Origin of the sequence: Flavobacterium sp. K77, from assembly GCF_021608205.1 — a bacterium.
GTDB lineage: Bacteria > Bacteroidota > Bacteroidia > Flavobacteriales > Flavobacteriaceae > Flavobacterium > Flavobacterium turcicum.
The window spans coordinates 926,323-941,311 of record NZ_JAKIHO010000001.1; the positions used below are offsets into that span (position 1 = coordinate 926,323).

The window sequence follows — 14,989 nt, forward strand, 5'->3', positions numbered from 1 at the left end:
CTGTGCTCGAGAGAATGTTTTTGTAACAAAATTTGTTTAAAAGCATTCCTTTTCTAGTGTTTTAGTCAATACCTTTGCAGCTTTATGATCAATTTAGTTTTAATTTTCGTTTATTTAGGTATAGGATTGTTGTTTCAAAACATCAAAGGGTTTCCCGTACGCATTTACCAAGTTTTAAACAAAATTGTAATTAATGTTTGTCTTCCTGCCTTGGCATTGTATTACATTCCTAAAATACAGTGGAGTACTGAATTACTTTTCCCCATTGGCGTTGCCTGGATTGCTTTTGGGTGTTCGTATTTTTTTTTTAGTTTTTTGGGTAAAAAATTCGGGTGGTCCAAAAAGTTAACGGGATGTTTGATTTTGACTGCGGGTTTAGGAAACACTTCCTTTTTAGGTTTCCCGATTATTGAAGCATTGTACGGACAAGACGGATTAAAAACAGCTATCTTGGTAGACCAGCCCGGTACATTTGTGGTTTTGTCAACACTCGGGATTGTAGTAGCTACTTTATTTTCTGCCGGTAATCCGGAGCCGAAGCAAATAGCTAAAAAAATTCTGCTTTTCCCACCATTTATCACTTTTTTGTTGGCTTGTTTGATGAATGTGTTTCACATAGAATTTATTTCAACTCTTCAATTTTTGTTGCAAAAGGTAGGTAGCGGAGTGACGCCATTGGCATTAATTTCGGTAGGTTTACAATTAAAATTTGAGAAAAATAGCAAGCATTGGCCTTTTCTTGCCATTGGTCTTTTGTACAAATTAATACTCACGCCAGCATTAATTTTTTTAATTTATGTCGTAATGCTAAAACAACATTCAGCCAGTATTCAAATTGCAGTGATGGAGGCAGCTATGGCTCCTATGATAACTGCATGTATACTTTCGACCACACACGGACTTAAGCCTAGGTTAAGCAGTATGATGATTGGTTTCGGAATTCCGATCTCCTTTATTACCCTGACTTTTTGGTATTTTATAGTCCAATTTATTTAATCATTTTGCCACAATTATTTATTTACAACTTTCATACTAATGCAATCCACTGATTCTACAAATCCTGAAACTATCGCTAGCAGTACAGCACAAAAAACAGCATATTCTATACTTTTTTCCATTGCTTTTGCTCATTTATTAAACGATTTGCTACAGGCGGTAATTCCGGCTGCTTATCCTATTTTAAAAGAAAATTATAAGTTGACTTTTACTCAAATCGGACTCATTACCTTGGCGTATCAATTGGCAGCTTCTATTTTGCAGCCACTTGTTGGTTTATATACGGATACTAGACCAAAACCTTTCTCTCAAATTTTCGGGATGCTGTTCTCACTTTCGGGAATGATTGCTTTAGGCTACGCATCGAGTTTCCCGATGATTATTTTGGCAGTAGTTTTAGTGGGAATTGGTTCTTCGATTTTTCACCCTGAAGCTTCTCGAATTTCATTTTTGGCTTCGGGAGGTAAGCGTGGATTGGCACAATCGATTTTTCAATTAGGAGGAAACGCAGGAACGGCAATTGGACCGTTTTTAGTAGCCTTGATCGTTGTTCCTAATACGCAAAGACACATTGTTTGGTTTGTAGGAGTTGCACTAATTGCGTTGGTGGTGCTGAGTAGAATAGCCTTTTGGTATCAAAATCATTTGAGTTTAAGAGCAACCAAAAAAGCAGTAATTGACTTGCCGCAGTTATCTCAAAAAACAATTGTGATTTCGGTTGTTATTTTATTGGTTTTGATTTTTTCAAAATTCTTTTACATGGCTAGTATGTCTAGTTATTTTACTTTTTATTTGATTGAAAAATTTGGCTTATCTGTGCAAGAAGCACAATTTCAATTGGTATTGTTCTTGGCATCATGCGCTTTCGGAACCTTAATTGGAGGTCCGTTGGGAGATAAGTTTGGAAGAAAATATGTGATTTGGTTCTCGGTACTAGGAGCAGCTCCTTTTACTTTACTATTGCCATTTGTTGATTTGTTTTGGACCGGAATTTTATCAGTGGTGATTGGAATTATTATTTCTTCTGCTTTTCCAGCTATTTTGGTGTATGCTCAAGAGCTTTTGCCAAAAAAACTAGGCATGGTTTCAGGTCTTTTCTATGGTTTTGCGTTTGGAATGGGTGGTTTAGGATCGGCACTTTTAGGAAATCTTGCTGATCATAGCAGTATTACTTATGTGTACGAACTTTGTGCTTTTTTACCGCTAATTGGTATAATTGCTTTGTTTTTGCCCAATCTGAAGAAAAAAGAAACGGTTTAGTTCGAATTCTTATTCGTTAGTAACAAACCCGTTATAATAATTAACATGCTTATTAGTTGCGACTGTAAAATGGGTTGATCTGTAATGAGATATGCTATGAGCCCGCTAAAAACAGGAATAAGATAATAGATCAGTGCTGTTTTGGCAGTGCCAATTAGTCCGATGGCTTCGTTCCACAAATAAAAGGAAACTAACGAAGCAAAAATGCCTACGTACAATAATACCAATATTGTTTTAGTATCAAATTGTACGGTTGTGATGTACCAATGCTCGTAAAGGTAAAAAGGAAATAAAGCCACGGTACCCATTACAAAAACCGAAAAAAGAAAAACTTTTGAATCTATTTCTGCCGGTTTTTTGCGAACCAAAAGTGTATACGAAGCAAAAAAGAAACAGGCAATTAGCATCAGAATATCGCCAAAACTAAAACTTATCGAGCGTAAGGCTTGCCAAGACCCTTTTGAAATTAATACTAAAACACCACAAATTATAATGGCAATGCCAACTAATTTAAGAGTTGAAATGCGTTCTTTTAAAAATATTCGGGACAAAAAAATGATAAAGAGCGGGATTGAAATGGCAATTAAAGACAAATTAATGGCACTTGTTGTTTTTCCCGCAAAATAGATTAAAGTATTAAAGATGGTTATGCCTAAAATGGCAGTGCAAAAAAGATACAACCAGTTTTTTTTGACGATTGATAATTGAGCAACTGTACTTTTTAAGGCAAATGGTGCAAAGGCTAAACAAGCTACAGACCAGCGCCAAAAAGCCAGTCCAATTGGCGGAATGTGCCCTTTGATACTGCTTGCAATAACCATATTAACAGACCAAAGCAAAGTAGCTAAAAGTGCAAATACAACTCCTTTTGTTTTGTTATTCATTATACAAGCTGGTGAATTTTGGCGTATTGCAATAACATAATTGTTTTTGCATCTTTAATTTCACCTGTTGCAATCATCGCGTAAGCTTGGTCAAAAGGCATTTCTAAAACTTCGATATTTTCTTCTTCATGCTCTACACCGCCGCCTTCGCTAACTTTCATTGAGGCATTATAAGCGCCGGTAAAAAGGTATAAAATTTCAGTAACGGCACCAGGAGACATATACGATTCCATGATTTTTGTTACGTTTGATAATCGATAGCCGGTTTCTTCTTCCGTTTCTCGAATGATGCATTGCTCCGGTTGGTCTTGGTCTAATAATCCGGCACAAACTTCAATGCTCATTCCTGATGCATTTCCGTTTAAATAGGTTGGTAGTCTGAACTGACGCGTTAAAATGACTGTTTTCTGTTCCGCATTGTACAACAAAATGGCTGCACCGTTGCCTCTGTCATAAACTTCTCTTTTTTGTGTAATCCAAGAATTGTCTTTTTTTTGAAAGTCGAAAGTTACTTTATTTAGAATATACCAATTATCAGACAGTAATTCTGTTTTTTGAATTTTTATAGCAGGATTGTTCATAGTTTCTTTTTTGTTGTAATCAAAAAAAACGCCCTGAATTTCAGAGCGCTTGTTGTATTTTATTTTAAAATTGTCTGTTTTCTGTCTGGTCCAACAGAAACAATTTTGATTGGCACTTCGATTTCTTTTTCAATAAAATCAATGTATTCTTTTAATTCAACTGGTAGTTCATCATAAGTAGTCATACCTGTTAAATCTTGTTTCCAACCTTTGAATTCTTGATACACAGGAGTTACATTTTCTGGCTCAATATTGTACGGGAAATGCGCTATGTTTTCACCTTTATAATTGTAAGAAGTACACACTTTTAAAGTTTCGAAACCAGATAAAACATCGCCTTTCATCATCATTAATTGCGTTACACCGTTTACTTGAACAGCGTATTTAAGCGCTACTAAATCCAACCATCCGCAACGTCTTTGACGCCCGGTTACTGATCCGAATTCGTTTCCTACTCTTGCCATGGTAGCTCCATCTTCATCAAAAAGTTCTGTAGGGAACGGTCCGCTACCCACACGAGTAACATATGCTTTGAAAATTCCGTAAACCTCTTTGATTTTGTTTGGTGCAATACCTAAACCTGTACAAGCTCCAGCAGCTGTAGTATTTGATGATGTAACAAACGGATAAGTACCAAAATCAACATCAAGCAAGGAACCTTGAGCGCCTTCGCATAAAATTGATTTTCCTGCTTTTTGAGCTTGGTGCAAGTACTCTTCGCTATCAATAAAATCTAATTTTTTAAGTTCTTGGATAGCTTCAAAAAATTCAGCTTCCATTTCGGCTAAATTGTATTGAATAGCAACATCGTAAAACTGAATCATCTCTTCGTGCTTGTCGGCCAAAGCTCTATAACGATCTGCAAAATCTTCTAATTCAATATCACCTACACGCAAACCGTTTCTACCTGTTTTGTCCATGTAAGTTGGTCCAATACCTTTTAATGTAGAACCAATTTTTGCTTTTCCTTTTGATGCCTCAGAGGCAGCATCAAGCAAACGGTGTGTTGGTAAAATTAAGTGTGCTTTACGCGAAATGATTAATTTCTTTTTGATGTCAATATTAAACTTTTCAAGACCTTCAATTTCTTTTTGAAAAACAACAGGATCAATTACCACTCCGTTTCCAATGATATTTACGGCAGTTTTGTGAAAAATACCTGAGGGAATAGTTCTTAGGACGTGTTTGATGCCATCAAATTCTAATGTGTGTCCTGCATTTGGACCACCTTGAAAACGTGCAATGATGTCATATTTTGAAGTTAAGACATCCACAATTTTTCCTTTTCCTTCATCTCCCCATTGTAATCCTAGTAATAAATCAACTGTCATTCTAAATGTTATTTGTAGTTAGTTTTTTAAATTTCTGTACGATCTTCCTCGTTCAAAACTGGCGCTTGCCTTTTGTTGCCGTATAAATAAAGCGAGTGATTGGTTATTTCGATATCAAAAATATCCTCAATCGTTTTTTTAATGCTCTGAATTCTTGGGTCACAAAACTCAATTACTTCACCTGTATCAGTCATAATAATATGATCGTGCTGCTTGTCGAAATATGATTTTTCGTAGTGTGCTTGATTTTGTCCAAATTGATGTTTGCGCACCAAAGCACAATCCAAAAGTAATTCTATAGTGTTGTATAAGGTCGCTCTGCTGACACGATAGTTTTTATTTTTCATTTTGATATATAGATTTTCTACATCAAAATGTTCTTCGCTATCATAAATCTCTTGAAGGATCGCGTAGCGCTCAGGAGTCTTGCGGTGTCCTTTTTTCTCAAGGTACATTGTAAAAACATTTTTTACAATTTCTTGGTTTTTAGTATTGTCTGTGGAAATGAGTGTCATATGCGCGCAAAGATAATTTTTTTAGTTCAAAGTTTAAAACTTCCCGTTTGTTTAGTTTTTAATTTTCTGCTTTTCTAGATTTTTTTAATTGAATGTAGAATGACTTTCTAAATGCTATGTTTTGTATTCTCGGGTGACTTTATCGACACCATCTATTTTTTTGATGTTGCTAATTAATTTTTTCAAAATGGTATTGTTTTGAACAATAACAGCCACTTGTCCTTCAAAAATTCCGGCATCGGTGCTAAGTGCAATGCTTTGAATATTCACGTGCATATTGTTGGAGATGACTTTCGTCAGTTGGTTGGTCAAGCCCAGAACATCCATTCCCGTAATGTTAATGATGGCTTTGAACTCTTCCTGCGACGAGTCAATCCATTTAGCTGACATGATGCGGTAAGCGTAGTTAGATTGCATCCCAATGGCGTTCGGGCAATCTTTTTTATGTACTTTGATGCCTTCATTTATGGTAACAAAACCAAAAACATCATCACCCGGAATTGGGTTGCAACAAGGTGAAAGTTTATAGTCAAGTTTGTCGTGTTCTTTTCCAAAAACCAACATGTCATAATTACTGCTGATGACAGGTTTATGAATGTCTTCGTCAGATGTGTTGGTGCTGCCAGATCGTTTGATTTTATTTTTGAAAAAGTTGATAATTGAATTGCTTTTTTGCGAAGCGTAATCTTTGAGTTGTTGGTTTTCAATGGAACCAATACCCACGCGATAAAACAAGTCTAAACTAGTTTTTAATTTGAAAAAATTAACTAACTCATTAACCACTTGTTCGCTCATCGTGATTTTTAAGTGCTTTAATTTTCTGGTAAGCAATTCTTTTCCTTCCTCGCCAATCTTTTTGGTATTCTCGTTGAGGACGTTTTTAATTTTTGTTTTGGCGCGCGATGTCGTTACATAATCCAACCAGTTAATAGTTGGTTTTTGATGTTGCGAAGTGATTACTTCTACTTGATCGCCACTTTTTAACTCAAAGTTTAGCGGAACTAATTTGCCATTTACGCGTGTTCCGCGGGTTCGAATACCAATTTCGGAATGAATTCCAAATGCAAAATCCAATGATGTTGCTCCTTTTGGGAGTGATTTAATTTCACCTTTTGGGGTAAACACAAAGATTTCTTTTGAATACAAATTCATTTTAAAATCTTCTACAAAATCAACGGCATTGGTTTCTGAATTTTCTAAGGCTTCCCGTAAAAGATTCAACCAAACATCCAAACCACTTTCTTCGGTAGCACCATTTTTATATTTGTAATGAGCAGCATAACCTTTTTCAGCAATCTCATCCATACGTTCACTGCGCACTTGTACTTCTACCCAACGCCCTTTTGGACCCATGACGGTGATGTGCAAGGCTTCATAACCGGTAGTTTTTGGTGAAGAAATCCAATCGCGTAATCGACTAGGACTTGGTCGATAATGATCTGTAACGATAGAGTAAATTTTCCAGGCGATAAATTTCTCCTCGTTTGGATTGGCTTTGTAAACAATTCGTAAAGCAAATTTATCGTAAACCTCGTCAAAGGTTACGTTTTGGGCCTTCATTTTTCTGCGAATAGAATAAATTGATTTTGGTCGGCCCTTGATAATATATTCAACTCCTTCTTTGTCTAAAGATCCTTTTAAAACTTCGGAGATATCAGCAATGTAGGCGTCTTGTTGCTCTTTGGTTTCTTTAATTTTACTTACTATTTCATTATAAATAGCGGGTTCAGTATATTTTAAACCTAAGTCTTCTAGTTTGGTTTTAATGTTGTACAACCCTAAACGATGTGCTAATGGAGCGTATATGTATAAGGTTTCTGATGCAATTTTAGTTTGTTTGTCCTCCTGCATGGAGTCCATTGTTTGCATATTGTGCAAACGGTCTGCCAATTTGATCAAAATCACTCGAACATCATCATTGAGTGTTAAGATCATTTTTCTGAAATTTTCAGCTTGCATAGAGGCATTTAGATCCTTTTGAACCAATGATATTTTGGTCAATCCTTCAACCAATTGCGCTACTTTTGGATTGAACAAACGTTCAATATCTTGCACGGTAGTAGGTGTGTCCTCAACAACATCATGCAATAAGGCAGCTGCAATTGAAGTGGCACCTAGACCAATTTCAGAAGCAACAATTTTTGCTACGGCAATAGGGTGGAAGATGTAGGCTTCGCCAGATTTTCTGCGTTGGTCTTTATGTGCCTCTACAGATACATCAAAAGCTTTTCGGATGAGTTTTTTATCATCATCGGTCAAAGTTTGGTAACTAATGCGTAAAAGTTCTTTATATTCTTGAGCAATCGCTTTATTTTCTTTCTCTATATCAATTTCTATCATAATGGCAGGATTCAATTCCTAAAAATAGCAAATAATTGCTAATTATGCAAGTGAAAAGTTTTAAAACAGTTGGGTTTGTGGCTGATATTTGGTTGTACTGACAAGCACTACGCGAACAGTAATGTTCTTTAAAATCCTCTTTGTCTTTTGGCTTCAAAAATTAAAATTGCCGCTGCAACTGATACATTCATGGAGTCAATTTCGCCTTGCATGGGTATAATAATATTTTGCGTTGCAGCTTCGCGCCATTCCTGTGTAAGTCCAGTTGCTTCGGTACCTACCACCAAAGCTGTTGCAGAGGTGTAATCTTGGGTGTGGTACGCGGTTGAATTCTGCAAAGTAGCACAGTAAAAATTAATGTTGCGCTCCTTTAAGTATGCAATAATTTCGGTTGTAGTTCCTGTAGCAATTTGATTGGTAAACAAGCAGCCTACGCTTGAACGGACGATATTTGGGTTATACAAGTCGCTTTTTGGATTGGCAATCAACACAGCATCTAAATTAGCGGCATCTGCAGTGCGTAATAAAGCACCTATGTTTCCTGGTTTTTCAGGAGCTTCGGCTACCAAAATCAAAGGGTTTTTAGATAATTTTAAATCCTTTAATTGCATGGACTTAGTTTTTGCTACAGCCAAAAGTCCTTCGGTAGTATCACGGTACGCTAATTTCTGATACACTTCTTTAGTAATCGAAATCAATTCGGCATCTCCATATAAAGCAACGATTTCAGATTCTGGGCAAATTTCAGGTACAAATAATACCGTGATCAATTCGTAACCGCCTTTTACAGCAATGCTAATTTCGCGCTTTCCTTCCATTAAAAAAGTGCCAGTTTGTTTACGCGTTTTTGCTTTTTCTTGCAATTGTACGAGCGTTTTAATGTACGGATTTTGAATAGAAGTAATGTGTTTCAAGGCTTTTTCACGATTAAATTTGCAAGTACAAAGATACAGAGAGAATTGGCAGTTTTTAGGAAAATATGGCATTTATTTGTTTCTTAATTACTGATTAATTGATTGTCATTAGTAGAATCAATTAGCTGTGTTTTCTGTATTTTTGTCCAAATCCTTTGCAACATGTTTCATTTTTTAGACATTATTGGTACTATGGCCTTTGCTATGTCAGGCGCTTTAACAGCTATGAGCAAAAAGCTTGATCCGTTTGGAGTTTTTATCATTGCATTCGTTACGGCAGTTGGCGGTGGAACTTTGCGTGATGTGCTAATTGGAAGAACTCCTGTAGGATGGATGCTCGATTTGCAATATGTTTACGTGATTTTTATCGGATTTATGTTGGCAATTGTCTTTCGAAAAAAACTAGACAAATTACGAACTTCCCTTTTTTTATTTGATACTATCGGACTTGGTGTTTTTACTTTAATAGGTCTCGAAAAAGGTCTTGAAATAGGGTTACATCCTGTAATTTGTGTCGCTTTGGGAACCATGACCGCTTGTTTTGGTGGCGTTATTAGAGATATTTTGTGCAATGAAATTCCAGTGATTTTTCGACGAGAAATTTATGCTACCCTTTGTATTGTGGGAGGTGTTCTATTTTTCGTTTTGAGAACGATGAATTTAGAAAATGATGTGCTGTATCTATTGAGTTCGTCAATAATTATTTCTTTGCGATTGATGGCGGTAAAGTTCAAATGGTATTTACCCGCTTTCGAAAATCAGTAAAAATTAACTACTTTCACAGTCAAGAAAAATTTAGGGTGAAAAACTATACGGTAAAAGCATATCAAAAAAATGATTTTGAGATCTGGAACGAATTTGTTTCAGGGGCAAAAAATGCTACCTTTTTATTTCACCGAAATTTTATGGAATACCATCAAGAGCGGTTTTCTGATTGTTCTCTAATGGTTTATGAATCAGATCAGCTAGTGGCCATTTTGCCTGCAAACCGAAATGAAACCACTGTTTTTTCGCATCAAGGTCTAACCTATGGCGGTTTGGTTTATAAAGATTCTTGTAAATTAACATCAGTAATTGAGGTATTTACTGCTATTTTGAAATATCTGGAATCTGAAGGTGTTAGCACTTTACAAATGAAAACCCTGCCTTCAATCTATCATAAAAAACCAGCTGAGGAATTATATTACGCACTGTTTTTGACCAAAGCTACGCTTATTCGACGAGATGTTTTGGCTGTGATTGACTGCTCTGCGGGCTTTGTATTATCTAAAATACGTAAGAGAGGTTTGCTACGTGCCAAACAACATCAATTAGAGGTAAAAGAAGAGCAGGATTTCAACTCTTTTTGGAACGAAATACTTTTGCCAAACCTTAAACAAAGACACCAAGTTGAGCCAGTGCACACTATTAACGAAATACACTATTTAAAAAGTTGTTTTCCTCAAGCTGTTCGTCAGTTTAATGTTTATTACGAAGGCGTGATTGTAGCCGGAACAACAATTTTTGAGACTGAAACCGTAGCGCATTGTCAATATATTTCTAAATATGAAAAAGGATTAAATTTAGGCAGTTTAGATTTCTTGTACCATTATTTACTCACAGAAGTTTATCCGCACAAACGTTTTTTTGACTTTGGTATTTCAACAGAGTCGAATGGTTTGCTTTTAAATGAAGGTTTGAGTTATTGGAAGGAAAGTTTTGGGGCAAGTGCCATTGTGCATGATTTTTATGAATGCGAAACGTTTTCGCATGAACTTTTGACAGATTATTTTACAGTCTCTAAAAACGCTAACCATGATTAAATTTTTAGACTTAAAAAAAATAAATGAGCCTTATCATTTGGCTTTTCAAGAAAAATTTGCAACTGTTTTAGACAGCGGTTGGTACGTTTTGGGAAATCAAGTTCAGGAATTCGAAAAAAATTTCGCTACCTACTGTGGGGTGCCTTTTTGCATAGGCGTCGGAAATGGATTTGATGCATTAGTGCTCATTTTTGAAGCTTACATTGCTTTGGGTAAATTGAAAAAAGGCGATTCCGTTTTGGTTCCTGCGCATACGTACATTGCGAGTGTATTGGCAATCAAAAAGGTGGGTTTGGTACCGGTTTTGGTTGAACCAAATATTCAAACTTTCACAATAGATCCTGTCGATCTGCAAAACAAAATTTCGGCTTCCACCAAAGCGATTTTGGTTGTTCATTTGTATGGTCGATTAGCTGATATGGATAAAATTCGCGCCATCGCAAAGACTGATAATTTGTTAGTCATTGAAGATGCAGCTCAATCCCATGGCGTAGTATCGGCCACAGAAATGCAATTCAGTAAAAATACTACTGTTGCTGCCTACAGCTTTTATCCCGGTAAAAATTTAGGCGCATTAGGCGATGGTGGAGCAGTTGTTACTTCCGATGCTGACCTAGCAGATTGTATTAAAGCATTGCGAAATTATGGCTCTCAAACCAAATACATTCATGATTTAGCGGGTTTAAACTCTCGATTAGATGAGGTACAAGCTGCCTTTTTAAATGTGAAATTACCCTATTTGGATGAAAGCAATGCAAGCCGCCGCGCAATTGCTAAACGCTACTTCGCAGAAATTAAAAATCTTAAAATATTACTTCCCGAAGGAGTAGACGAAACGGGAAATTTACCGCCACATGTTTATCATTTGTTTGTAGTGCGCACAGCGGATAGGGCAGGTTTTCAAAGCTATTTGCAGCAGAATGGCATTGAAACAGTCATTCACTATCCTGTTCCGGTGCACCATCAAAAAGCCTTGTCAGAATTCCGACAGATTTCACTTCCAATTACTGAAAAATTAGCTCATGAAGTACTCAGTTTGCCAATAAGTCCCGTGCTTACTGATAAGGAAATAAGCGAAATTATTGCAGTTGTAAACCGTTACTAAGATGTTGTTTTTCCACAAAATAGCTAAAAGTAAATTTATAGAACTATTGTCATTGAATAGTTTAAGTGTTTTTGTGAAAATAATTTCAGGCTTAATTACTTCAAAATTATTGGCTGTTTTTGTAGGGCCAAGTGGTATGGGTTTAGTGGGGAATTTTAGAGTATTTTTTAGTGCTTTAGAAGGAATTTCGACATTAGGTTTTCAGAATGGAGTAGTGAAATATACCGCCGAAAATGAAAATGACTCCTTCTACCTTAAAAAGATGGCTTTCACAGTCAGTTTTACTTTGATGCTTGTGTCGATTATCATCGGAGTTACATTGTTTTGTTTCGCCTCCTATTGGAATGCAGTCGTTTTTGGTTCTTCAGTTCGGTATGATTTTGTGTTTAAAGTTGTTGCACTTAGTTTGCCATGGTATGTTTTGTCTTTGATTTGGGTTGCAGTAGCAAATGGATTGGGTTATTACAAACGAGTTTTGGGCGTTGCTATTGCCGGTAATAGTGCTAGTATTTTACTTACTGTTTATTTGATTTACCAATTCAAAACTACGGGAGCAGTATTGTTGGTTGCTCTTGTTCCTGCAGTTTGGTTTTTGGTTACTATGCTTTTGATGCCTAAAGTAGTTCAGATTGGAACCTTGTTTTCCATGCGATATTTTGATTTTAAGATTCTGAAAAGCTTGTCAAGTTACTCAATTATGGCGCTGTTTGCAGCTGTTGCAAGTCCGTTCGTGTATCTGATAATCCGTAAAGAAATTGTTCTTTCGCTAGGATTGGAGCAAGCGGGTTATTGGGAAACGATGGTTCGAATAGCCAGTTACTACATGTTATTTGTTACCTCAATTGTGAGTATTTATTATTTTCCAAAATTAGCTCAGGCAAAATCAACAACAGACTCTAAACTCATTTTTCGGAATTTTTACCAAACTATTCTGCCCGTATTCATAGTGATGGTTATTGTGATTTTTTTATGTCGCGATTTTATCATTCAATTCTTATTTGCGCCAAGCTTTAAACCTGTTGACGATTTGTTTTTTTTGCAATTGCTTGGTGATATTTTCAAAGTTGCAGCACTTATTTTGGGTTATCAATTTTTTGCAAAAAAACATACAGTTGCATTTTTGGTTTCAGAGTTCCTGTCACTGCTGTTTTTGTATTTGAGCAGTTATTTTTTAATGAATATTTATGGCTTAAAAGGTGTAGTGATGGCACAAGCTCTGGATAACTTCTTGTATTTTGTTGTATTGTTGACTTACTTTCGAAAGATTTTGTGGGGAAAATAGTGTTCGGTTTTAAATGTGATGAAGAACCATTTCCATAATACTTCGTGAAAGAACAATTGTTCGCCTTGCGTCGAATTGATGTTTTTAATAATTGTATTTAATGTAAAATTCCCCAGTTGCTGCCACTCAAATTGTTGCCAGTGAAACGGGCGGGAGCGGAGGGGATTCCAGTGGACAATCTCCAATAACTCCTCCAAAAAAACAGAACTTGATTTTACATTTATTAAAATTAATTTGATATTTTCGGGAAATGATACTACAAAAAGTACGTTTCCCGTTTTTTATTTTTCTCTTATTCATAGGGGCTTTTTTTTGTTCCTGTTCAAAAACAACTCCCAATCAAACAGCATTAAAGTCGGTTACGGTTTATGAAAAGTACATTACAACGGCAGAAGATTTCTACTCGAAGGGTGTTTATGATAGCGCCTACTACTATTACAATCAAATTCGAACCCAAAGTTCCGCTAAGGAAGATGCAGAAAAAATAGTATATGCACTCCTAAAAATGGCCGCGATACAGCAAACACAGGGAGATTACGTAGGAAGTGAAGTTACTGCTACAGAGGCGATTTCGTACTTTAAAAACAAAATTGAAACCCAGTATAAAGTGGCGATATACAATTCGTTAGGGATTAATTATAAGAACCTTTACGATTATCCCAACGCCATTACGTATTACAAAAAAGCAAGTGAATTGGCTGATACGCCTTTGCAAAAAGAAATCATGCAGAATAATATTGCTGTGGTGAACATGGATCAACAAAACTACAAACAAGCCATACAGTCACTTGAGTCGCTCTCTAAATCACCAATTGCTCAGGCCAATTTAGAGCACCTCGCCAGAGTTTTAGGTAATCTAGGCTATTGCTATTATAAAATAGGAGATAACAGAAGCGGTATGGTCTTAAAAAGAGCTTTGAAGATTCGCCAACAATTACAATTTGACTATGGTTTGGTCACTAGTTTTTACAATCTTGCTCAGTATTATCAGAGGAGCCAGCCTCAATTGGCTATTAAATATGCACAAGAATCGTATGCTAAAGCCACAGTGCTAAAAAGTATCGATGATCGCTTATCAGCTTTGGCATTGCTGATGGAAATAAGTACTCCATTACAAGTGCGTAACTACACAAAAAAATACCTTCAGCTTAATGATAGCATTACAAAAGTTAGGCAGATTGCTAAAAATCAGTTTGCCAAAATCAAGTATGATGCTACCCAAGCACAAAATGAGAATTTACAATTAAAAACAGATAATGCAGAAAAAGCTTTGGCATTAGAGCAAGAAAAACTTCAAAATTATATGTTGTTTTTTATCTTGCTCTTGGGGGTAATTTTGGCACTCATTTTATATTTCTATCTTCAAGATAAGAACAAGAAGGAAAAACAAGCAGCCGTATATGAAAGTGAAATTCGAATTTCTAAAAAATTGCATGATGAATTAGCCAATGACGTTTATCAAACCATTGCTTTTGCAGAAACGCAAGACTTGCAAAATGTAATTCAAAAAGAAACCTTGTTAGATAATTTGGATAAAATTTACCGTCGAACACGCAATATATCGAGAGAAAACAGCCCTATTCCCACGGGTGAAACCTATGAAAGCGAATTAAAGGAAATGCTCTCTAGTTTTAATGCAGCCCAAGTACAGGTTATTTTAAAAGATAGTAATAGCATTCCATGGAATAAGATTACAGAAGAAAAGAAAATTGCCCTTTATCGTGTGTTGCAAGAATTAATGATCAACATGAAAAAACACAGTCAAGGGACTTTTGTAGTGCTTCGCTTTGAGACTGACAATAAACAATGTTTTGTTAATTATTCAGATAATGGAATTGGCATAAAAAATCCCCTACAAAGTAAAAATGGATTGCTCAATGTGGAAAACCGTATTCATGCCATTGGAGGAAGTATTATTTTTGACTCGAAAAGTTCAAAAGGGCTAAAAATCAAATTAACATTTCCTAAATAGGTGACTT

The 14,989-nt window shown here is 36.0% G+C and carries 13 protein-coding genes; 7 read left to right on the forward strand and 6 right to left on the reverse strand.

Translation table 11 applies throughout. From position 1 onward, the window contains the following. Nucleotides 1-84: 84 nt before the first annotated feature. Nucleotides 85-996, forward strand: coding sequence for an AEC family transporter (locus L1S34_RS04110; RefSeq protein ID WP_236362931.1), 912 nt, complete (start codon nt 85-87; stop codon nt 994-996). 39 nt (nt 997-1,035) lie between these two features. Next, nucleotides 1,036-2,256 (forward strand): MFS transporter, encoded by a 1,221-nt coding sequence (locus tag L1S34_RS04115; RefSeq protein ID WP_236362932.1) that lies wholly within the window; start codon nt 1,036-1,038, stop codon nt 2,254-2,256. Here L1S34_RS04115 and L1S34_RS04120 read toward each other — a convergent pair. The 6 genes from L1S34_RS04120 to L1S34_RS04145 all read right to left on the reverse strand — a co-directional run bounded on the left by L1S34_RS04120 (nt 2,253) and on the right by L1S34_RS04145 (nt 8,821). Next, complete coding sequence (locus L1S34_RS04120) at nt 2,253-3,140, reverse strand: DMT family transporter (RefSeq protein WP_236362933.1); 888 nt, start codon at nt 3,138-3,140, stop codon at nt 2,253-2,255. The two genes, L1S34_RS04115 and L1S34_RS04120, sit on opposite strands and share 4 nt — an antisense overlap. Beyond that, a complete protein-coding gene (gene nudK / locus L1S34_RS04125) occupies nt 3,140-3,721 on the reverse strand; it encodes a GDP-mannose pyrophosphatase NudK (protein WP_236362934.1) in 582 nt (193 codons plus the stop codon). Before nudK ends, L1S34_RS04120 begins: the two co-directional genes overlap by 1 nt. 59 nt (nt 3,722-3,780) lie before the next feature. Further along, nucleotides 3,781-5,052 (reverse strand): adenylosuccinate synthase, encoded by a 1,272-nt coding sequence (locus L1S34_RS04130; protein ID WP_166138465.1) that lies wholly within the window; start codon nt 5,050-5,052, stop codon nt 3,781-3,783. Between the two features lie 26 nt (nt 5,053-5,078). Continuing rightward, complete coding sequence (locus L1S34_RS04135; RefSeq protein ID WP_166138460.1) at nt 5,079-5,567, reverse strand: Fur family transcriptional regulator; 489 nt, start codon at nt 5,565-5,567, stop codon at nt 5,079-5,081. Nucleotides 5,568-5,681: 114 nt separating this feature from the next. Further along, a complete protein-coding gene (locus L1S34_RS04140) occupies nt 5,682-7,907 on the reverse strand; it encodes a RelA/SpoT family protein (protein ID WP_236362935.1) in 2,226 nt (741 codons plus the stop codon). Nucleotides 7,908-8,035: 128 nt separating this feature from the next. Further along, entirely contained in the window at nt 8,036-8,821 is a 786-nt protein-coding gene (locus tag L1S34_RS04145; protein WP_236362936.1) for a TrmH family RNA methyltransferase, read from the reverse strand. Nucleotides 8,822-8,983: 162 nt separating this feature from the next. Here L1S34_RS04145 and L1S34_RS04150 point away from each other — a divergent pair, with 162 nt between their 5' ends. From L1S34_RS04150 to L1S34_RS04170, 5 genes are all read left to right on the forward strand, one after another. Next, the gene (locus L1S34_RS04150) at nt 8,984-9,586 is read left to right on the forward strand and encodes a trimeric intracellular cation channel family protein (RefSeq protein WP_236362937.1); all 603 of its coding nucleotides are present in this window, start codon (nt 8,984-8,986) and stop codon (nt 9,584-9,586) included. Between the two features lie 35 nt (nt 9,587-9,621). Next, entirely contained in the window at nt 9,622-10,623 is a 1,002-nt protein-coding gene (locus tag L1S34_RS04155; protein WP_236362938.1) for a GNAT family N-acetyltransferase, read from the forward strand. After that, nucleotides 10,616-11,728: a DegT/DnrJ/EryC1/StrS family aminotransferase gene (locus tag L1S34_RS04160; protein WP_236362939.1), complete on the forward strand. Its 1,113-nt coding sequence runs from the start codon at nt 10,616-10,618 to the stop codon at nt 11,726-11,728. The genes L1S34_RS04155 and L1S34_RS04160 overlap by 8 nt, the downstream gene beginning before the upstream one ends. Before the next feature lie 73 nt (nt 11,729-11,801). Next, on the forward strand, nt 11,802-13,010 hold the full coding sequence (locus L1S34_RS04165) for an O-antigen translocase (protein WP_236362940.1): 1,209 nt from the start codon (nt 11,802-11,804) through the stop codon (nt 13,008-13,010). A gap of 250 nt (nt 13,011-13,260) precedes the next feature. Beyond that, the gene (locus tag L1S34_RS04170) at nt 13,261-14,982 is read left to right on the forward strand and encodes a tetratricopeptide repeat-containing sensor histidine kinase (protein ID WP_236362941.1); all 1,722 of its coding nucleotides are present in this window, start codon (nt 13,261-13,263) and stop codon (nt 14,980-14,982) included. The last annotated feature ends 7 nt before the right edge of the window (nt 14,983-14,989 follow it).

Bases quoted from the DNA above. Each gene is read 5' to 3' on its own strand.
- L1S34_RS04110 (WP_236362931.1), top strand. From the start codon at position 85: ATGATCAATTTAGTTTTAATTTTCGTTTATTTAGGTATAGGATTGTTG.
- L1S34_RS04115 (WP_236362932.1), top strand. From the start codon at position 1,036: ATGCAATCCACTGATTCTACAAATCCTGAAACTATCGCTAGCAGTACA.
- L1S34_RS04120 (WP_236362933.1), bottom strand. From the start codon at position 3,140: ATGAATAACAAAACAAAAGGAGTTGTATTTGCACTTTTAGCTACTTTG.
- nudK (WP_236362934.1), bottom strand. From the start codon at position 3,721: ATGAACAATCCTGCTATAAAAATTCAAAAAACAGAATTACTGTCTGAT.
- L1S34_RS04130 (WP_166138465.1), bottom strand. From the start codon at position 5,052: ATGACAGTTGATTTATTACTAGGATTACAATGGGGAGATGAAGGAAAA.
- L1S34_RS04135 (WP_166138460.1), bottom strand. From the start codon at position 5,567: ATGACACTCATTTCCACAGACAATACTAAAAACCAAGAAATTGTAAAA.
- L1S34_RS04140 (WP_236362935.1), bottom strand. From the start codon at position 7,907: ATGATAGAAATTGATATAGAGAAAGAAAATAAAGCGATTGCTCAAGAA.
- L1S34_RS04150 (WP_236362937.1), top strand. From the start codon at position 8,984: ATGTTTCATTTTTTAGACATTATTGGTACTATGGCCTTTGCTATGTCA.
- L1S34_RS04160 (WP_236362939.1), top strand. From the start codon at position 10,616: ATGATTAAATTTTTAGACTTAAAAAAAATAAATGAGCCTTATCATTTG.
- L1S34_RS04170 (WP_236362941.1), top strand. From the start codon at position 13,261: ATGATACTACAAAAAGTACGTTTCCCGTTTTTTATTTTTCTCTTATTC.